General features: G+C 65.6%; 18 protein-coding genes and 1 tRNA gene. 11 read left to right on the top strand and 8 right to left on the bottom strand.

Annotation, left to right across the window (positions count from 1 at the left end; genetic code table 11):
* Positions 1 to 145: 145 nt before the first annotated feature.
* Positions 146 to 604 carry an arginine repressor gene (locus NTV05_13445; GenBank protein MCX6545399.1) on the bottom strand — a complete coding sequence of 153 codons (459 nt, stop codon included), beginning with the start codon at positions 602 to 604 and terminating at the stop codon, positions 146 to 148.
* Positions 605 to 728: 124 nt separating this feature from the next.
* Here NTV05_13445 and argC point away from each other — a divergent pair, with 124 nt between their 5' ends.
* The 6 genes from argC to NTV05_13415 all read left to right on the top strand — a co-directional run bounded on the left by argC (position 729) and on the right by NTV05_13415 (position 8,157).
* On the top strand, positions 729 to 1,733 hold the full coding sequence (gene argC / locus NTV05_13440) for an N-acetyl-gamma-glutamyl-phosphate reductase (GenBank protein MCX6545398.1): 1,005 nt from the start codon (positions 729 to 731) through the stop codon (positions 1,731 to 1,733).
* Positions 1,730 to 2,545, top strand: coding sequence for an acetylglutamate kinase (gene argB, locus NTV05_13435; GenBank protein MCX6545397.1), 816 nt, complete (start codon positions 1,730 to 1,732; stop codon positions 2,543 to 2,545). Before argC ends, argB begins: the two co-directional genes overlap by 4 nt.
* Positions 2,542 to 3,783, top strand: coding sequence for an acetylornithine/succinylornithine family transaminase (locus NTV05_13430; protein MCX6545396.1), 1,242 nt, complete (start codon positions 2,542 to 2,544; stop codon positions 3,781 to 3,783). Before argB ends, NTV05_13430 begins: the two co-directional genes overlap by 4 nt.
* The gene (locus NTV05_13425) at positions 3,780 to 4,355 is read left to right on the top strand and encodes a GNAT family N-acetyltransferase (GenBank protein ID MCX6545395.1); all 576 of its coding nucleotides are present in this window, start codon (positions 3,780 to 3,782) and stop codon (positions 4,353 to 4,355) included. Before NTV05_13430 ends, NTV05_13425 begins: the two co-directional genes overlap by 4 nt.
* A complete protein-coding gene (gene argJ, locus NTV05_13420; GenBank protein ID MCX6545394.1) occupies positions 4,352 to 5,584 on the top strand; it encodes a bifunctional glutamate N-acetyltransferase/amino-acid acetyltransferase ArgJ in 1,233 nt (410 codons plus the stop codon). The genes NTV05_13425 and argJ overlap by 4 nt, the downstream gene beginning before the upstream one ends.
* Positions 5,585 to 5,793: 209 nt before the next feature.
* Complete coding sequence (locus NTV05_13415; protein ID MCX6545393.1) at positions 5,794 to 8,157, top strand: DUF2339 domain-containing protein; 2,364 nt, start codon at positions 5,794 to 5,796, stop codon at positions 8,155 to 8,157.
* A gap of 19 nt (positions 8,158 to 8,176) precedes the next feature.
* On the opposite strand, the gene NTV05_13410 is transcribed toward NTV05_13415, so the two are convergent.
* The 4 genes from NTV05_13410 to NTV05_13395 form a co-directional block, all read right to left on the bottom strand.
* Positions 8,177 to 9,310, bottom strand: coding sequence for a DGQHR domain-containing protein (locus tag NTV05_13410; protein ID MCX6545392.1), 1,134 nt, complete (start codon positions 9,308 to 9,310; stop codon positions 8,177 to 8,179).
* Positions 9,311 to 9,675: 365 nt separating this feature from the next.
* A complete protein-coding gene (locus NTV05_13405; protein ID MCX6545391.1) occupies positions 9,676 to 9,885 on the bottom strand; it encodes a hypothetical protein in 210 nt (69 codons plus the stop codon).
* 11 nt (positions 9,886 to 9,896) lie between these two features.
* Positions 9,897 to 10,982: a heparan-alpha-glucosaminide N-acetyltransferase domain-containing protein gene (locus NTV05_13400; protein ID MCX6545390.1), complete on the bottom strand. Its 1,086-nt coding sequence runs from the start codon at positions 10,980 to 10,982 to the stop codon at positions 9,897 to 9,899.
* 84 nt (positions 10,983 to 11,066) lie between these two features.
* Positions 11,067 to 11,480, bottom strand: coding sequence for an OsmC family protein (locus tag NTV05_13395; GenBank protein ID MCX6545389.1), 414 nt, complete (start codon positions 11,478 to 11,480; stop codon positions 11,067 to 11,069).
* A 141-nt stretch (positions 11,481 to 11,621) separates the two neighbouring features.
* Here NTV05_13395 and NTV05_13390 point away from each other — a divergent pair, with 141 nt between their 5' ends.
* Positions 11,622 to 12,578 carry a VWA domain-containing protein gene (locus NTV05_13390; protein MCX6545388.1) on the top strand — a complete coding sequence of 319 codons (957 nt, stop codon included), beginning with the start codon at positions 11,622 to 11,624 and terminating at the stop codon, positions 12,576 to 12,578.
* 36 nt (positions 12,579 to 12,614) lie between these two features.
* On the top strand, positions 12,615 to 12,941 hold the full coding sequence (locus NTV05_13385; protein ID MCX6545387.1) for an iron donor protein CyaY: 327 nt from the start codon (positions 12,615 to 12,617) through the stop codon (positions 12,939 to 12,941).
* 6 nt (positions 12,942 to 12,947) lie between these two features.
* Here NTV05_13385 and NTV05_13380 read toward each other — a convergent pair whose 3' ends face one another.
* Positions 12,948 to 13,970: a proline racemase family protein gene (locus tag NTV05_13380; protein ID MCX6545386.1), complete on the bottom strand. Its 1,023-nt coding sequence runs from the start codon at positions 13,968 to 13,970 to the stop codon at positions 12,948 to 12,950.
* 159 nt (positions 13,971 to 14,129) lie between these two features.
* Between NTV05_13380 and NTV05_13375 the strand changes: the two genes are divergently transcribed.
* Positions 14,130 to 14,642 (top strand): hypothetical protein, encoded by a 513-nt coding sequence (locus tag NTV05_13375; GenBank protein MCX6545385.1) that lies wholly within the window; start codon positions 14,130 to 14,132, stop codon positions 14,640 to 14,642.
* 41 nt (positions 14,643 to 14,683) lie between these two features.
* Here the strand turns inward: NTV05_13375 and NTV05_13370 are convergent, their stop codons facing one another.
* Positions 14,684 to 16,558 (bottom strand): serine hydrolase, encoded by a 1,875-nt coding sequence (locus NTV05_13370; GenBank protein ID MCX6545384.1) that lies wholly within the window; start codon positions 16,556 to 16,558, stop codon positions 14,684 to 14,686.
* 100 nt (positions 16,559 to 16,658) lie between these two features.
* On the opposite strand from NTV05_13370, the gene NTV05_13365 reads away from it, so the two are divergent.
* Positions 16,659 to 17,663 carry an ornithine cyclodeaminase family protein gene (locus NTV05_13365; GenBank protein ID MCX6545383.1) on the top strand — a complete coding sequence of 335 codons (1,005 nt, stop codon included), beginning with the start codon at positions 16,659 to 16,661 and terminating at the stop codon, positions 17,661 to 17,663.
* Positions 17,664 to 17,667: 4 nt separating this feature from the next.
* Here the strand turns inward: NTV05_13365 and NTV05_13360 are convergent.
* Positions 17,668 to 17,742: transfer RNA gene (locus NTV05_13360), tRNA-Glu, on the bottom strand.
* A 110-nt stretch (positions 17,743 to 17,852) separates the two neighbouring features.
* Between NTV05_13360 and NTV05_13355 the strand changes: the two genes are divergently transcribed.
* Complete coding sequence (locus NTV05_13355) at positions 17,853 to 19,361, top strand: M23 family metallopeptidase (protein ID MCX6545382.1); 1,509 nt, start codon at positions 17,853 to 17,855, stop codon at positions 19,359 to 19,361.
* Positions 19,362 to 19,538 lie beyond the last annotated feature (177 nt).

Genomic DNA, 19,538 nt, shown 5'->3' with positions numbered 1-19,538 from the left:
ATGCCCGGCCTCAAGACCCGCCCCCCTGGTCAGTGTCCTGCCCGCGGCTCCCGCATTCCTACCGTCTACCAACTACTGACTACCGTCTACGTCTTCCTGCTTCTGCCCGGGCACGACGTGTCGTGCCCCTACGCTTCTTCTCTCCCTACGCCCGCGTCATCCGCTGCAGGGCCGTCGCGACGCCGGCCGCCACGCGGGCGTTCCGGCACACCACGAGCACCGTGTCTTCACCCCCAATTGAGCCGACCACGCCATCGAGGGCGGCGGCGTCAATCGCGGCCGCCAGCGGCTGGGCCTGCGCGAGGTTGGTCCTCAGGACAACGAGTTGTCCCGCGCGGTCGATTCCAACCAGCAATTCCGCCACTGCGTGCTGCAGGCGTGCGGCGGCAACGATCGGGTTGGTGACCTCGCCGCCCGGACGGTGGTACGCCCCGTCCGCCGCGTTCTTGACCAGCCCCATCTCTTTGAGATCGCGCGACAGCGTGGCCTGAGTGACCGAGAATCCGCCCGCGCGCAGCTTCCTCCGGAGATGCTCGTGACTCGAGATCCGCTCGTGATCGACCAGGGCGAGAATGGCGGCTTGCCGTTGTGTCTTCATGGCCATGCACCTGACCGCATGAATATACATCGTGATGCATACTAAAGCAAGCGTGACGGGCAGTATGTGGAGAAAGTGCTTGACTGCCTGCGGGAATGGCCTGCATACTTATGCATTCCGTGACATGTTGATGCTGCAGGTTGATCGCGCCCCCATTCGTGTCGGTATCGCCGGAGCCACCGGGTACGCCGGCGTCGAACTGGTGCGCCTGCTCGCCCGGCATCCGGCCGTGCGCCTGACGCTCGCGACGTCTTCGGGCCGCCGCGATCCCATCCGGCTCCCCGCGCTGGCGAAGATCTGGGACGACCCCATCGGACCTCTCGACACCCGGGCGCTGGCGGAGGCCTGCGACGTGGTGTGCCTGGCCCTGCCCGAACACGCCTCGGCGGCACTTGGCACCGAACTGGTCGCATCGGGCCGACGCGTGATCGATCTGTCCGGCGCCTTCCGGGTCCGCGACGCGGCCGCTCGATCGGCGTGGTATCCCGATACCGTCAGCGTGCCCGACGGCACTCTCTACGCTCTGCCCGAACGGTGCGGAGCGGCGCTCGCGGAGGCAAGACTCGCATCCTGTCCTGGCTGCTACCCGACAGCGGCCTTGCTGGCGCTGCTTCCGCTGGTGGACTCGCATCTGATCGAGGGCGACGTGATCATCGACGCCAAATCGGGCATCTCGGGCGCGGGCAAGGCGCCGAGCGATCGGACACACTTCTCCGAGACCCATGGCAGCGTGGCCGCTTACGCGGTGGCCGGCCACCGTCACGGTGTCGAGATGGAACAGGAGCTGGGCCGAGCCGTCACGTTCGTGCCGCACCTGGTCCCGCTCAACCGAGGAATCTTCGAGACCATCTACGCCAGGCTCGCTCCGGGTGCGACCGCCGCGTCGATTGCTCAGGCGTTTGATGCCGCGTACACCGGCGCCCCCTTCGTTCGGCTGTGCGGCGACGCGCTGCCGGAAATCAAGCACGTGGCCTACACCCACTTTTGCGACATCGGCTGGCGCGCAGACGAGGGCGCGCGCCGGCTGATCGTCGTGTCGTGCCTCGATAACCTGCTGAAGGGCGCCGCCAGCCAGGCTGTGCAGAATCTGAATCTGATGCTCGGACTCGACGAGCGGACGGGGTTGTCTGCATGAGCCGGCCAACGATTCTCAAGCTGGGCGGCGAACTGCTCGAAGAGGTGGACGCCATGCAGGCCATCGCCGCGACAATCGCTTCGATCGCCCGGCGCGTCCCGCTGGTGGTCGTTCACGGCGGCGGCCGCGAAATCGATGCCGCGCTGGTGGAATCCGGCATTTCAAAACGGCAGGTTGACGGGATCCGCGTAACCGACGAGGCGACACTGACGGTGGTGGTACGCGTGCTGGCCGGAACCATCAACACGAGACTGGTGGCGGCCATCGCCGCAGCCGGCGGTCAGCCGGTCGGGTTGACCGGCGCGGATGCGAACGTCGCTCCGGTCGAAGCCGCGCCACCCATGCGCACGGCCGCTGGAGACACGGTGTCGCTTGGCCGCGTGGGACGTCCCGTCAACAATGGTGTCCCCCACCTGTTGCATCACCTGCTGGCGGGGCGCTATGTGCCGGTGGTCGCCAGCATTGGCGCCGACACGGCCGGTTCCCTCTACAACATCAACGCCGACACGATGGCCGGCGCACTGGCCGAGCGGCTCTGGGCAGAGCGCCTGGTCATCGCGGGCACTTCGTCTGGCGTGGTGGATCACGACGCGCGCACGATCGGCGAACTCAGCGCATCGGTCGAGCAGAAGCTGATCGAATCGGGCACGGCCAATGCCGGCATGCTCGCCAAGCTGCAGGCGTGCCGCGCGGCGCTCAGAGCCGGGGTCGGCTCGGTGTTGATCGTCAACGGCCGGGACCCATCGCGACTCGAATCGGCGGTCATTTGGGGTGAGTCCGGCGACGGCTCACTAACCAGGGTGGTGCCATGACGTCTCCACTGTCCATCGAATCTGGCGCACGGGATTCTCAGGTGAAGGCGCTCGAACAAGAGCACCTTCTCCAGACGTATCGCCGGGCTCCGGTCGTCTTCAGGCGCGGTGAAGGCGTCTACCTCTACGACAACCGCGGCCAGCGCTATCTTGATCTGATCTCGGGCATCGGCGTCGTATCGCTGGGTCACGCCAATCCCGCCCTGGCGGCCGCACTGGCGGATCAGGCCCGGACGCTGATCCACACGTCGAACCTCTACTACCACGAACTGCAGGGTCAGGTCGCTGCCCTGCTCACCGCGCTCTCTGGCCTTCCGCGTGTCTTCATCTGCAACAGCGGCACGGAAGCGGTCGAGGCGTGCCTGAAATTCGCGCGCCGGTTCTGGTACACCTCGGGCGATCGCCGGCGGAATGGATTCGTGGCGCTCGAGCACGGATTCCACGGCCGGACCATCGGCTCGCTGTCGGTGACCTGGGACGAACACTACCGCGCGCCCTTCGAGCCGCTGCTCGGCAACGTGACGTGGGTCCCGGCCAGCGACGCCGACGCGCTCGACGCGGCGGTGTCGTCGACCACAGCCGCCATCATCGTGGAAGCCGTGCAGGGAGAAGGCGGCATCCGGCCGCTCAGCGCGGAGATGGCCGCCGCCCTCGAGCGCTCGCGCGACCGCACCGGCGCGTTGATCATCGCAGACGAGGTCCAGTGCGGTCTCGGGCGGACGGGCAGCACGTTCGCGTACCAGCGCCTGGGCATCCATCCTGATCTTGCGGCCGTCGGCAAAGCCCTCGGTGCGGGCGTGTCGGTCGGTGCCGCACTGGTGTCGCAGCCGGTGGCGTCAGCGATCTCCTTTGGCGACCACGGCACGACCTACGGCGGGAACCTCCTGGCGTGCCGGGCGGCGCTCGTCTTTCTCGAGGCGCTCACCAGCGGCGGCCTGCAGGAGCACATCCGCGAAGTCGGCGGACAGTTCGGCGAGGGCTTGCGGGCGCTGGCCGTGAAGCACCCGATGGTTCGCGAGGTTCGCGGCGCCGGCCTCATGTGGGGGCTTGATCTGAAGGTCGATGCGGCCCCCGTCATCGATGCGGCGCTCGAGCGCGGATTGCTCGTCAATCGGACGGCGGGCACGGTGGTGCGCATGCTTCCGCCGTTTGTGATCACCTCCGCCGAGTTGGACCAGGCACTGGTGCTGCTGGACGGCGTGCTCGCCGACATCGCGAGAGAGGCGGTCACGTCATGATCGTGCTTCCCGTCCTCGCCACGGTGCCGCAGGCCGCGGCGCCAGACTTGCGGCCGCCGCCCGATACCGGCGCGCCCGAGGTGCGACTGGCCACGGTCGGCGATGCGCCGTTCATCCATGGCCTGATCGCGCGTTATCAGCACGCCGGACATCTGCTGCCCCGCTCGCCTGGCGACACGGTGACGCACGCGTCGCGCTTTGTCGTCGCCATCAAGGATGGCACGGTGCTCGCCTGCGCCGAACTGGCCCCCCTCAGCCGCGGCGTCGCCGAAGTGCGGTCACTGGTGGTGGATGAGGCGGCGCGCGGCCTGGGTGTGGGCCGGATGGTCATCGAGCAACTGAGGCGCCGCGCGCGCAGCGTCCACTATGGAACACTCTGCGCATTCACGCACGACCCGCGCTTCTTCGTCAGACTGGGCTTTTCAATCGTGCCGCACTCCTGGCTGCCCGAGAAGGTGTCGGCCGATTGCTGGAGCTGCGCGCTCTTCCAGAAATGCGGCCAGTACGCAATGGTTGACACGCGGGTCGGCCCGCGTCCTGCAACGGCGGTCTTCGGGGAGATCTTCTCGTGAACACGTTCGTCCCGCCCGGCGTCACGATCGATCACGTCCCGGGCGGCATCACCGCGCCATCCGGCTTTCGCGTCGCGGCCTGCGCATCCGGCATCAAGAAAACCGGAGGACTCGACCTCGCGCTGATCGTCTCCGACGCTCCGGCATCGGCCGCCGGCGTCTTTACGACCAACAGAGCCCAGGCCGCCTCGGTGCTCGTCTCCCGCGAGCATCTCGCCGCGTCTGGCGGCCTCGCCTCCGCCATCATCGTCAACAGCGGATGCGCGAACGCCTGCACCGGGCCCGAAGGGCTGGCCGTCGCGCGGGGGTCGGCCGCTTTCGTCGCGTCGGCCGTCGGCTGTCGGACCGAACAGGTACTGGTCGCCTCGACGGGCGTCATCGGCGTGCAACTGGACCTCGACAAGATCAAGAGCGGGACGACGCTGGCCGCCAGGGCGCTCTCCCGTGACGCCCATCACGAGGCGGCGCTTGCCATCATGACGACGGACCGCGAGCCGAAGGAAACAGCGGTCAGGGTGTTGACGGCGGCGGGGGCGTTTCATATTGGCGGGATCGCCAAAGGCGCCGGCATGATCGAGCCGCACATGGCAACCATGCTCGGATTCCTGACGACCGACGCGTCGGTCGATCCGGCAGTCCTGCGACGGGCGCTGGTCGAGGCGGCCGAAGTCACGTTCAACGCGATCAGCGTCGATGGCGACACGTCAACCAACGACACCGTCTTCCTGCTCGCGAACGGGGCGAGCGCGGTCGTCATCGAAGGCAACCTGTATCAGGCGCTCGTGGCCGGGCTCGTAGAGGTATGCGGCTTCCTCGCAAGGGCGATTGTCCGCGGCGGCGAGGGGGCGACCAAGCTGGTGTCGATCACCGCGAGCGGGGCCGCAACCCCTGAAGACGCCAGGCGGGCAGCCCAGGTGATTGCCAATTCGCTGCTCGTGAAGACCGCGATCCACGGAGCCGATCCCAACTGGGGCCGGTTGGTCGCCGCTGCCGGCCGGGCCGGTGTCGCGTTTGACGTCGAGCGGGCGCAGGTTCGGGTCGGGCCTGTTGTGCTGTTCAGCGGCGGCATCCCCCATGACGACCGCGCGCCGGAGGCGGCCAGCTACCTGGCAGGCAGCGAGATCGATATCGAGGTCAACCTCGGCGGCGGCGGATCGAGTTCAGCTACGGTCTGGACGTGCGACCTCAGCGCGGAGTACGTCCGGATCAATGCGGAATATCGGACATAGGCACCTTCCTCCTCCCATTTCGCGCGCGACAAACGGCGGCCGGAAGTGTATCTTCTACGAATCTCACGCTACCCTTCGGCTCAGTCGTGTTGAGCACAACCTCAGCCCAGGCCCCCATCCATCGTGGTGGTTCTGAGCCGGCGGCGAACACGACACATGTGAGCTCTGGGTAGAGAACGAGGCTGGACGCCTGCTCCATGGAGGTCGTCATGCGCGTGCTGTCCGGGCTGATCTTCCTGGCCTTCGTCTGTTTCACCGTCCTCGTCCTGCCTATTCTGGCCTTTCTCAGGACGCATCGCCTGCGGAACGAATTGGACGAGCTGCGCGCCGAACTGGCGCGGCGGGGCGACGATCTGGAGCGAGTTCGCTCCACACTGCACAAGCTCATGGCGGAACGGCCCGGAACAGCGGCCTCCGTGCCGACTGATGCGGGTCGAGTGACGCCGCTGGCTCCCGCAGCCTCAGTTGCCGGCATCACCGACGCCGCTCCGCGTGTGGCGTCGTATCAGAAGCCGGTGGCGGCCGCACCGCCCATTGTCGCGCCTGTGCCCTTGACGACCGCGTCTTCGGCCGACCGCGGCCCCGCCCCGGCGGCGGACGTATCGACTCCGGAGGGTGCGACCCGCTCGCTCGGCGGCGTGTCGGCTGAGACAGTTCCCGGTCCCTCCGCGCCGCCGGTTCAGGCCGACCGCGTATCCGACACGCTCGAGACCACGATCGGGGGGCGCTGGCAGCTGTATGCGGGGATGGCGGTGCTGTTGCTCGGCCTGGGGTTCTTCATCAAGTACGCCTTTGACAACCAGTGGATCAACGAGACGACCCGCGTGGTGCTGGGCGGCGTCATCGGGATCGGCATGGTCACTGGCGGCTTGGCGATCTCGGGCCGGGGCTACCGCCTCTATGGAGAGATCGTCGCGGGTGGCGGCTTTGTCGCGATGTACTTCTCGACCTACGCGGCGTTCAACTTCTACGGCTTGGTGGCGCAGCCCGTCGCGTTCGGATTGATGGTCATCATCTCGGTTGGCGCTGCCTTCGTCGCGGACCGGGAGAGCTCGCAGGGCCTTGCCTTTGTCGCCGTGCTCGGCGGATTCGCGACCCCGTTTCTCGTGGGCCGCAACGAGGATGCCCAGGTGGTGCTGCTCACGTACGACGCGATCCTGGTTGCCGGAACCATGCTGCTGGCCCAACGCCGGAGCTGGCCGGCCGTGAATCTGGCGAGCTACCTGCTGACGTTTCTCACGTTTGCCGCCTGGGCCTCGCGGTACTACACGCCCGACAAGTACGTCACGACCGAGGTGTTCCTGACGATCTTCTGCGGGATGTTCGCTTACCTGCTCTGGACCACCAGGCGTGCCCGCACCGAAACGGGCGACATCGTCTCGGTGGTGTTGTGGACGGCCCCCGCCGCGTTTCATGTCGCGTCGCTCAATAACCTCCTGCCGCACTCGTTGCCGCTGCTCGTCTACCTGACGATCGTGACGCTGGTCGGCGTGCTGGCGAGTGTGAAGTTCGATAGAGCGTGGGTGAGGCTGGCGGTGTTTGCGGTGACGACCCCCGTGTTCCTGGAGTGGCTGACGAGGCACACCACGCCTGGCTGGCGCGTGGGCAGCCTGGTGGTGATGCTGGCGATGTACGGGATGCACTTGATCGCGCAGGGCGAGCGGATCAGCCGAAAGGGCTCGGACCAGTGGCCCGTCGGCGACCTGGTGCTCTTCCACGCCAACGGCCTCGCGCTGTTTGGCGGAGCCTACCTGGTCGTCGATGCGTTTGCGCCACAGATGGCCTCGTCGCTGGCGCTGGGTCTGGCGCTATGGCATTTCGGCATGGCGTGGTACTTCGGCGCGCTCACGGGCGACGCCGGCCCCAACAGCCTGGCGCTTGGATTCGCCTTCGTGGGCTTCGCGATCGGCCTGGAGTTCGACGACTGGATGAGGATCGTCGGATGGACCGCGGAATCGGTGGCCGTGGTGTGGGTCGGGCTGCGGACCAGACGCGACTGGATGCGCCTCGGCGGAACCTTGCTGCTGGCGGGCACGACCGTCCGGCTGATGTCAGTCGGGTTCTTCGATGCAGCGGCCGGATTCACACCGGTCTTCAACGCCCGCTTCGGCGTCACGCTCGTCATCGTTGCCGCCTGTTACGCGCTGGCGTATCTCCACAAACGCGAGGGAGCCGACTTGGGCGATCGTGCCGCTCCCGAAATCGGCATGTTCATCATCGCAGCCAACCTGTTGACGGTGCTGCTCATCTCGACCGAGATCAGCTTCTACTGGCGGATGCGGGCGGCTGAGGACGCCAACGCTGATCTCGCCAGGCTGACCTCTCTCTCGGTTGCCTGGGCCATCTACGGGACGGCTCTCATCATCGTCGGCATCAACCGGCGGTACGCGCCGGTGCGCTATCTGGCGCTCGCGCTGCTCGCGCTCACCGTGGGGAAGGTGTTCCTGGTTGACCTGTCGAGGCTGGGCAGCATCTACCGCATCATCGGCTTCATCGGCCTGGGACTGGCACTCCTGCTGGGCTCGTGGCTGTATCAGAAGTACCGCGGCGTGATACTGGGGACGGACAGATAGACAGCCCCGTCCCCGTCCCTCACACCATCGTGCCTTCCGGGTACTGCAGCGCCAGTCGCAGCTCCTTCGAGAGCGCGTCGACCGAGGTGCTCTTCTTCCAGGCGCCTTCGGTTTCGAACCGGAGATCTCCGATGCGGTGGCCCCACGGCGAGATCACGCGCCCGATGGCCCGGAAGTCGGTGCGATCGACGTGTTCCTGATCGAGGCGGCGGACCACCTCCGGTGCGACGCGAATGAAGGCGCGAAGGGCGGCGGACGACTTGATGGAGTACTTCCGCCCGTTCCACGCCGCGACGAACACGAGCGCGATCTGCTTGAAGTAATTGACGAAGAACCGCTTGGATTCTTCCTGGAAGTCCTGCGTCTTCCGTGAACCGCCGAAGGCTTCCGACTGGAACAGCCGCTTCAACTCCTGTGCCATCGGCGCCTGGGCGACGTGCCCTTTGCCGACGCCAAGCAGCTTGATGTCCCCGCAAAGCGGCGACTGTTCGCGTTCGTTGAGCGCGCGCACGATGTCGTGGGCGGCCGCAAGACTATCGTCCCTGTACAACTGGCGCCCCGACAGGCTCACCAGATGCGAGGAGTTCAGCCTCGTGTGCTTGGCGTTGATGGTGACGAACATCTGCACGATGTGGTCTTCCGGGAGCTGGTCGAAGATCACGGCTGGCACGGTGAACATCTCCTTGCCAAAACGCTCGATGTCGGCATGCATCGCCAGCAGACGATGCTGACCGTCGATCGCGCGCAGGATCCCTTCCCGCGCGGGCACGTTGAGAACGCCCAGCGGCGAGCCCTCCTCGACCGGATCAAACGAGAGCTTCTCGTCGCATGAGATGATGACGGCGCCGGGAATCGACGGCAAGTCGCGCGCCACTCGGCACTGCTCGAAGTACTGAACCAGTTCGTCAATCTTGCGGCGGATGATCTGCCGCTGGTAGGCCTTGTCGCTCGCGCCGATGCGACGTTCGAGCAGGTCCCAGTTCACCTTGGCCGTCGAGATCGGTCGCTTCTTGCCCCGGACAGCGGGATGCGTCTGTTCGCCGTAAGTGAGCACCTCGAACCTCACGAGCTTGTCGATATCCTTCGCGGTGAGCGACGCCTGGTAGAACCGCACGCCGAACTGCTGCATCTGGATAGCAGACACCTTGATCATTGAGGACCACCATGTGAAAACCGCCCGTGAAATCAGGCGGATCGCCAACAACAAGTCCGGGAACTCTACGCTCCGGGCGCGATTCTATGGCCCAAGTGCCCCAATCTCAATGGTTTTCTGGCCGGAATCCTTACGACTTGTCGGTGCGGGGTCGCATAACGACGGCGCTGTTACGGCTAACTAGTTCTTACACAATAAGTTACAAGCCATTTACGAAGAGGTTCGGGATGAGTTCATGGCGGGAAGAAGTGGTTGAGGGCCGGTGCGTCGTTCCGGCCCTCAACCTCGAGATGGTGGCCCCTTCGGCTCGAACTGCGCGACGAACCACGCGGTTCGCGGCGCATGCCGAGCTCAGGGTAGTCGTGCTAGAAGCGGTACGTCAGCTTTGTGTAGAGCACGTGGGCCTTGTACGGGCCGCTGTCCGCTTTCATGAAAATGGAAACACCGAACGGCATCATCGTCGTGCCGCTCGTGTAGGCGTCGGCGAAGCTGTACTTCTCGTAAGTGTAGTAGGCGCTCAGTTCGATCCGCTCGTTCGGGATGGGCTCGAACCCCCCGGTGTACGCGGCCCGCACGCCGAAGTCCGTCAGGCGGACTGGGGCTCGGTAGCCCTGGCTCGCCAGGAGGCGACCAGTCGCGTCTTGAAGACGGTGACGCGGTAGAGCAACGCCGCAAACATCATGAACGCGGCCAGTGATTGCCACACGAACAGCCGCTGGTGCAACGGGTGCGAGAAGATGCCGTAGGCGATCTCGACGTGAATCCAGTAGACGAACAGCGACGACCGGCCGAATTCCAGCATCGGGCTGGACGCCGGGTTCCTGGGTTCGGATGACAGCGGGCGCTGGACATAGAGATAGATGGCGCACATCAACACCAGCATGATGCCGATCTTGATCGAGAAGTACGCCGGTGACGTCGTCCAGAAGTTCGACAGGCCTGGCGGATACGGCGACGGAAGACAGGCCCCGCCACACCCGCCCGCGACGAGGAGCATGCCGGCGGCGAAGAACCACCGGTTGATCCGCCATTCCTCGGCAGCCGTCTTCGCAAGCGTCAGAATCTCGCCGAACAGAGCGCCGGCAAACACAAACCCCGTCCACGGAAAGAACGTGAAGACGCTCATCTTCGGGACCGGCGTGATGTACCAACCGAAGACGATCGCCTCAGGCCACGTCAACATCCGAACCAGCGGCGTCACCGCCGTGAACGCGATCGCCAGCGCCGCAAACGTCGCCAGCCGGACCCCGCGATTCGACAGCCGGCCCCAGAGGTACGCCGCCGCGGCAATGGCCGGCCCCATGATGTTGAGGATGTCCGCCTTGAAGATGCCCCGCAGCGTGGCGCCGGGACTCAGGATGAAGCTCTGCAGCCGAAAGAGGAACGCCAGTCCGAAGATCTCCCATCCGCGCCTCTGAACCGATCGGGCGGCCTGTGTCCGATCTCCGGTCCGCCTGGCCCGCGCCGCACCCGCCATCACGACCGACACGCCGGCAAGAAACAGGAACATCGGAGCCGCAAGTCCGCCGAAAAAATCGGCCACGAAATATGCTGACGTCTTGCGTTCGGTCACCCGTGTCCATGCGTCGAGCGAGTGAATCTCGACCATGAACAGGACGCTCAACCCACGCATCCAGTCGATGTAGGCGCGACGATTCTGGGTAGGGGCCACCGGGGCTGTCTCTCCTCTCATCGGCCCAGTCGTCGTCTCTGGGTCTGATCTTGCCAAGCGAAACGGTGATTGGTCACCCCGGCGTCAACTCGCAGGTTCGATGCTCGTGATCAGTTCGATGTCCTGGCGCAGGGAATGCCACACCGAGCAGTACTTCTCGCGCGACAAATCGATGGCGCGCTGGATCTGATCGGGCGAGGCGTCGGTGTCGAGCGCGAAGCGCATCTCCACCCGAAGGAAACGGCGTGGATCCTCGTCGGCCCGGTGTCCCACCAGATGCGTGGACAATGCGCGCACGGCGTGCCGTCCCTTGGTCAAGATGGCCACCAGGTCGATGCTCATGCAACCCGCCAGGGCCGACGCAAGCGCGATGACCGGCGAGGGGCCGGCCTGGTTGCGCCCATCGAGCACCCACGCATGTGTGCTGTCGCGGGCTGTGAACGCCAGTCCGCTGTTCCAGGTCAGATCGACGATGGCAGGAGGTTTGGTGTCGGCCATGATTCCGACGATTCTACCCGATGTCGCAGCCGCTGCCGGCGTGGATGTTACACTCGGGATTGGGGATTCCCGCCTTTGCCGATCCTGGGCACTGCAGGCTCCGGCGCGGCAGGCGGGATTCGGGGGGCTCAGGAGAACTGAATGACCTATCGACGTGTGAGTCTGGTTGGTCTCGCCGGCGTCCTCTGCGGCGGCGTGTTCGTGGCCGCCTCGGCACCCTTCGCAGGCCAGGCCTCGCCGCCGCAGGTGACGGTCTTCAAGTCGACTACGAAGATTGTCCCAATCTACGCGACGGTGACCGACGATCAGGACCGGCTGATCCCCGATCTGACGAGGGCCGATTTCGAAATCCTCGATAACAGCGTGCGGCAGGAGATCTCGGTGTTCGAGAGCCGGTCGCAGCCGATCACGTCGATCGTCATGCTGGATACGAGCGGCAGCATGACCGACTCGCTGGCGCTGGTGAAGGCTGGGGCCGAACAGTTCCTGGAGCGGCTGCTGCCACAGGACAAGGCCCAGGTGGGCGCCTTCAACGACAAGATCCAGTTCAGCGGCACGTTCACCTCGAATCGGGACGACCTGGTGGCGGCGCTCAAGGACATCGACTTCGGATATCCGACGCGGCTCTACGACGCCATCGATCAATCCGTCGATCGGCTTGTCGACATCGAGGGCCGGCGGGTCATCGTGCTGCTCACCGACGGTGAGGACAACAGCAGTAAGAAGGGTCAGGGCGAGGTGCTCGATCGGGCGCGGCGGGAAGAGGTGATGATCTACGGAATCGGACTCGAGTCCGTGTACTTCGACGGCGTGCGCAAGGTGCGCACGAGCCCCGACAGAGTGCTGCGGAGGATGGCCGAGGAAACCGGCGGCGGGTACTACCGGCTGCCCGCCTCGCCAGAACTCAGCAGCGTCTTCACCCGCATCGCGCTTGAATTGCACCGCCAGTACGTGCTCGGCTTTTCGCCGACAACGCTTGACGGCAAAGTGCACAAACTCGCGGTGACCGTGAAACGTCCGGGCATGAAGACCCGGGCGCGGAAGTCGTACGTCGCCGTTGGAGACGCGCCGGCCGGGCGACCGCGGTACTCCCCGTAGTCCTCACGCCCTGACGGGCTCTGGTATCATCGCCCCATGGCAGACGAGGCGTTGTCGGAGCAGGAGTTTCGCGTCAAGGCCGACGAGGCGATTGAAGCGGCCCAGCACGCGCTATTGGGCTTGGCTGATGCCGAAGGGTTCGAGCTCGAAATCCAGGGCGGCGTGCTGAACGTGCAGTTCGAGGAGCCAACCGCCGCGCGCTTCGTCGTCAGCCAGAACGCGCCGGTGCGCCAGATCTGGGTATCGGCGCTCGTGCGCAGTTTCAAGCTCTCGTGGTCACCGGAACTCGGCGCCTTCGCGCTCAACGGCGAGTCGCTGACCGCGCTCCTCGTGCGCCTTACCCACGAGCACTTGGGACACTGACGGGCGCTACAGTCGAAATCCCTCTCCGAGCGGGTCGTCATCGTCGACGATGAACGTGTGCTCGCCCGTCACCCAGGCCGAGCCTTCCAGTTCGGGCACGATCGCGTCGAGATCGCCGACGTGCGTGCGTGAAGCGACTCGGCCCGAGAACACCGTGCCGATAATGCTCTGATGGCGGAACGGCCTGTCTGGCGGGAGCATTCCCATCGCATCGATGACCGCCATCACGGCGCAGGTTCCGGTCCCGCAGGGCGACCGGTCCACCTCCGCGTCGGCGAATACGGTGACGTTCTTCAGGTCGGCGTCCTCGCCGTCCGGCGGGCCTGTGAAGATGGTCCCGTAGATGCCATTGAGGCCGCGATCGTCAGGATGCTCGACCGTGACGGCGGCCTCCACGGCGTGCTTGATCTCCATGCCCGCGCGGCGCAAGTCGGCAAGCCGGTTTGCCAGAACGGGGATGCCCGCGGCTTCGGCATCAACGATGGCGTAGAAGGCGCCGCCAAACGCCACATCGACGCGAATCGTCCGCCCGCCCACGCTGACCGCGAGCCCCGGATGCAGCACGAACGACGGCACGTTCAGGAAGCGCACGCTGTTGACGCGGGTCTCCGGCCCGGAACGGCTCTTCGATCCTTCGCGCGGCGTGACCTGCGCGATCGCCAGCACCAATCCGGCCGGCGCGTCGAAGGTGATCTGCCCGGGCTGCCGCGGATGGATCAGGCTCCGCTCGATCGCCACGGTCGTCACGGCAATGATGCCGTGACCGCACATCGTGCTGTAGCCGTCATTGTGCATGAACAGCACGCCGGCGTCGGCCTCCGGCGACACCGGTTCGGTCAGCACCGCTCCGTACATGTCGAGGTGACCTCGCGGCTCCTGCATCAGGCTCCGCCGGATCCGATCGGCGTAGGTCCTGACCCAGCGTCGCTTCTCGAGCATCGTGCGGCCCTTCGGCGTCGGGAAGCCTTCAACGATCAATCGGAGCGGCTCGCCGGCTGCGTGGGCATCGATGGTCTTGTAGCACCGCATTGCTTCGAGTCCTCTGTTCAAGTCGATTCGCGCGAGTATACTCCCGCAGCGGCGGAACAAATGTGCGTTCCCGCCGTCAGTAAGGGATGAACAGACTGCCTTCCTGTTGCAGGATATGATCGAGGCGCTCGAGGGGATTAGCGGCTTGGAGATCTCTTGATGGCGAAGAAACCTTCGTGGGGACTCATCATTCTCGGGATCGCGGCACTGGTCGTGGTCGTCGGGGTGGGACTTGTCGCCGTCGCCGGTTACGTCATCTACCAGCAGTTCGCGTTCCAGACAACGACCACGTCGGTCTCATCCGCCGAGGACGAACTGGCTCAGGTAGCCGCGCGGTTTGCCGATCAGCCGCCGCTGCTCGAGATTCGCGACGGAGAACCGGTCCTCAACCGGCAACGCCAGAGATCGAGCGGCGCAGCCAAGCCCATCGACGCCCTCCATATCATCGTATGGCAGCCCGACGAGCGAAGACTCGTCAAGCTCAACATTCCGTTCTGGCTGCTCCGCCTGACCAGGGGCCGGCCCATACGACTGTCGGGGCATGGGAGTGACGGCGAGAGCGATCCGATCAGTCTCCACATTACGGCCGGGAATCTCGAGCGTTACGGCCCGGGGCTGGTGATGAATCACAAGGACGCCGACGGCAAGCGCGTCCTCGTCTGGGCGGAGTGAGGCTCTAATCGCCAATCACACGATAGTGTCTCTTTCATTGATTACGGTACACAAGTTACGTCGCCGGCCGGCGCCAGCGACAGCCGTGTGATGCGCCCGGTCTGTTCATTGAGCGACAGCCGCAGTACCAGCGGGCCGTGCGCGCACGACAGCCGCACGCCCGCGGTGCTCGAACCGTCGCCGTCGAGCACGTCCCCGATCGCGCAGGCGCCCCACGCCGATGCGGCCGTCAGCCGCGCAGCAACGGCCCGCACGTCCATTCCCGGGCCAAGCATCGACCCGAGCGCCGCCTCATCCGGGTGTCCCACCATCGACACGACACGAACCGCGACATCGCTCAGCCTCCCGGCGAGCGGCATGATCGACGCCATCGACAGCGACTGCACCCGGGGCGGCATCGTCGGGGCGAGCGTGATGCCGACTCGCAGCCACCCGCGATCGCAGGTCATCTTCCAGACGCCGCGCAGCGCATTCTCGACATCGAACGCGGCATCGGGCCGGCATGCTCCGTGTCGCACGCGCAGTTGATCGACTTGGGCGCGGCGCCGCTCCTTCGAATCATCCAGAAACAGGTTATCTGCCGCGATGCTCTCCGCCAGGTTGTCGTCCCAGCCGGTGATGAGTGTGGACACCGCACTCTTCGCGGCCAGCAGTGCCGGCGACGGCTGCGGCGCACGAGGCTGCAGCCCCCCGGTCGCCGCCAGCAGATCGACCACGTCATCGGCCACCCGTCCCCAGCTCGTGTACGTGAGGTTGCCCATCGCGATGATGGCGACGCCGTGCTCGGGCAGCCAGCGCATGTGCGAGCCGAAACCCGGCAGACCGCCGCTATGAGCCACCAGGTGGCGCTGGTCGCAGCTCTGCCAGACTCGAAGACCAAACGCGTAGCCGCCCGTGTTGAGGCGAAGCGGCGCGTCGACCTGATCGCGCGTGACCGTGGCCGGCGATGGCCTCCACACCTGCTGCATCTCGCGCACCGAACTGCGGCGGAGCGGTCCGGTGTCAGCGTCGTCGCGGGGCGGCCACGCCGACATCAGGAAACCGACGTACCGGGCAAGGTCCGTGGTCGACGTCAGCATGCCCCCCATGGCGCCGAATGCGCCATCGGGGAGCGACGGTTCGTCTTTCCATTGGCCGTCTTCGAGCCGATAGCCGTGCGCCATTCGATCGGCAGGCACGCGGGCAGAATCGAGCGTCGTGGCGGTCATGCCGAGCGGCGTCAGGATATTGCGCTGCACATAGTCACGGTACGGCATGCCGGATACTCGGGAAACGATGCGCCCGAGGATCGCAAAGCCGAAATTCGAATACTCGTAGGCCAGGCCGGGAGGATTCGAGAACGGGATGCCGCGCTGGAGCATCTCGACCATTTGATCGTCGGTCACTGCCAGCTGCCGGTCGCCCCACGGGTTGTCTTCCGGGAAACCCTCGGCGTGAGACAGGAGGTGTCGGATCGTGATGCGCGGCGAATCGGCGGTCGGGTACTTGAGCGCGCCGAGCTGGGGCACGTACCGCTCGGCCGGATCATCCAGCGACAGCTTTCCCTCGTCTCGCAGTTTGAGGATTGATATCGCCGTGAAGCTCTTCGTCATGGACGCGATCCGGAACACCGTCTCGGCGTCGACCGGGGCCTTCGATGCAACGTCGCGATACCCGGCGCTCCCTGAGTGGACGAGCTTGCCGTCGATCAGGATTCCCCACGCGATGCCGGGCACGCGGTTTCTTGTCGCGAACTGCCGGAACAGCTGATCGATCCCGGGAAGCGCGCCTGTCAGTTTCGCGATGCGGTCTGCGTTCGGGAACTGCGGCGGCGGAGCGGCGGAGACCGAGGCCGGCTGCTGCGCAGCAAGACCGATAGTAGTCGCCGCAGCGAGCGTTATCATCACGACCGCGCGAATCAAGCGTTCCCGGATCATTGGCACTGCTCCTTGCCGTGGTCCGGGCACGGCATGCCGTGCCCCTACACATTCCTTCTTCTTCTTGCCTCTGTCACCGCATCGGTCAGACAATGTCCACATGTTACTTCCCAGCATCGACGAAAGCACCCTTCGCGCTTGCGTCTCACCGGCCGACGCCATCGCCGCAGTACGAGCCGCGTTTCGAGCCGATGGCGAGGGCCGCACCAGCGTGCCCGCCGTCATCAATCTGCCCATCCCGGGCACGAACGGCGAGTTCCACGTCAAGACAGCCTGGGTGGAGGGCTTGCCGGTGGTGGCGGTGAAGGTGGCGTCAGGATTTTACGACAATCCGGCCCGCGGGCTGCCGACCGGTTCAGGGCTGATGGCGTTATTCGACGCACAGACGGGGATGCCCGTGGCGCTGCTGTTCGACAACGGGTTTCTCACCGACATCCGCACGGGCGCGGCTGGTGCGGTGGCGGCCGAATGTCTCGCCAGGCGGGAGATCACGACGGCGGGTGTCGTCGGATCCGGCGTGCAGGCCCGGCATCAGGTGCGATGTCTCATGGAGGTCCGGCCCTTCAGGCGCCTGCTCGCCTGGAGCCCGGACGGGATCGGTCTCGAGAGTTACTGCGCAGAAATGCGGGCGTCGCTGGGCATCACCGCGACGGTGGCGAGGGACGCGGCAGCGGTCTGTCGCGAAGCCGACGTGCTCATCACGGCCACTCCCGCGCGTGAGCCCATCGTGCGTGCCGAGTGGCTCACGCCCGGGCTTCACATCACCGCGCTCGGATCGGACACGCCTGGCAAGCAGGAACTCGAGGCGGCCTGTCTCGGGCGCGCGGACATGGTTGTGGTCGACCGGCTGTCCCAGTGTGCCCGCTTCGGCGAGCTGTCGCATGCGCTGCGATTGGGCGTGTTGAAGGAATCCGATGTCTGGGCGCAACTTGGCGATATTGTCGCCGGCCGGAAGCCGGGCCGGACCAGCGACGATCAGATCACAATCTGCGATCTGACCGGTGTGGGTTTTCAGGACACCGCGATCGCCGCGCTCGCGTGGGAACGCGTACGCGTGACAGGCCTCGCGCCCATCGTGAGGCCTGTTGGCATGGGAGATGTATGATGATTGGTACCGGTACGGGGATTCGAACCCCGGTCCCGTGGCTGAGAACCACGTGTCCTAACCCCTAGACGATACCGGCACTTGCCATCTGGAACCGGTTTCAAGACCCGTTCTCAAGGTCGCAGAACTGGCCGCTCACGCAGGTTTTGAAACCGTCCCCAGCAACTTCTTATTGTACCCGTACACCATATGTCCCTCAAGACGATTCTGCTGTTTGTCCTCGTTCTGCTCATCGTGGCCGGGGGCGCCGCTTACTATTTTGCGGGCCAGGCACCAGGGCCACTCGTCACGATACACGGGCCCTCGGTGATGGGCAGCGCCAGCGCCACGCTTGACGCGTCGGTCGACATGATGGGCACGCGCCTCACGAGGGTCGAGGCCAGGCTCGAACAGGCTGGAAAGCAGTTTCCGGTGTTTTCGCTGGCGTCACCCGGTGATGCGCGTTTTGTGCAGGAAGCGCCCGATCGCATGCGAATGACGCGGGCGGTGGTATCCAGCCAGTTTGCCGGCCTGAAGGACGGGACGGCGCGCCTCGTGATGACCGCGGAGCGCACGGTGCTCTTCGGTCTCCGCCGCGCAGAGTCCACTTCGTCGCGCGACGTACGGGTGCGGCTGACGCCACCGACGATCGCAGTCGTCTCGACGCACCACTATGTGAAGGTCGGTGGAGCCGAGATGATCGTGTACCGGGCTGCGCCCCCCGATGTGTCGTCAGGCGTGCAGGTGGGCGACCGCTACTATCCCGGCTTTCCGGCGGCTGGCATCGGCGGCGGAAAGACGCCCGATCCAACACTGCGTGTGGCGTTCTTCTCGCTGGGCTTTGATCAGGATCTCAACACGCGCATGACGCTGGTTGCGCGTGACGAAGCGGGCAACACGGTCGTGGCGGATTTCGATCACAAGACGTTGCCGGACAAGTTTGCGCGCAGCCGCGTGCCGATCGATGATGCGTTCCTCAGCCGCGTGGTGCCGCCGATTCTGCAGGCCACGCCCGAGTTGAAGATGCCGACCGGCACACCCGACGAGCGGCTGGCGGCCTTCCTGGCCATCAACAGTGACGTCCGCCGCAAGAACGCGCAGCAGATCGAGGCCGTCGCCCGAGACAGCGCCCCGGAGATGCTGTGGCGCGGCCCGTTCCAGCGCATGGCCCGTGCGGCGCCGGAAGCCGTGTTCGCGGATCATCGCACCTACCTGTACGGCGGGCGCGAAGTGGATCGGCAGGTCCACCTGGGCGCGGATCTCGCTTCGACACGGGGCGCGCAAGTCGTCGCTGCAAATGCGGGACGCGTGATGTACGCGGGATACCTCGGCATCTACGGCAATTGCGTCATCATCGATCACGGCATGGGGGTCGAGACGCTGTACGCCCACCTGTCGGCGATGGATGTCGAAAAGGGCGACAGCGTCAAGAGCGGAGAGACCATCGGACAGAGCGGCATGACGGGGCTGGCCGGCGGCGATCACGTGCACTTCACGACGCTGGTGGCTGGCCGGCCGGTCAATCCAGTCGAATGGTGGGATCCGCACTGGATCGCCGATCGCGTTGAACGCAAACTGTTCGAGGCTGGCCTCATTTCTGAGGCACCAACGGTGGCGGCCGAACCGGTCCGGAAGAAGCCGGCGCCCTCACATGCGAAGGCGAAGCCAAAACCGAAGCCCAGGGCTCGCCCTCCGGTCAAACCGCGTCCCAAGCGCTGACACGGGACTTGCCGGGAATGCCCCCGCCCGATCGGGCTAGACTGAAGTTCCATTGGTGAGTGCGCCTGATCTCCTGTCCGGTGAAGCAGATACGTGCTGCGCCGGGGATGCGATTCTGTCTACACGCCGTTACGCAATCGCTTTGAGCAGGTCGAGTGCACGCCGTTGGGCCTCGGT

The sequence above is a fragment of the Acidobacteriota bacterium genome (assembly GCA_026393755.1).
In the GTDB taxonomy this organism is placed as follows: Bacteria; Acidobacteriota; Vicinamibacteria; order Vicinamibacterales; family JAKQTR01; genus JBAXOX01.
The sequence above is the reverse complement of the archived record's forward strand: the minus strand, read 5'-3'. Positions and strand labels throughout refer to the sequence as shown.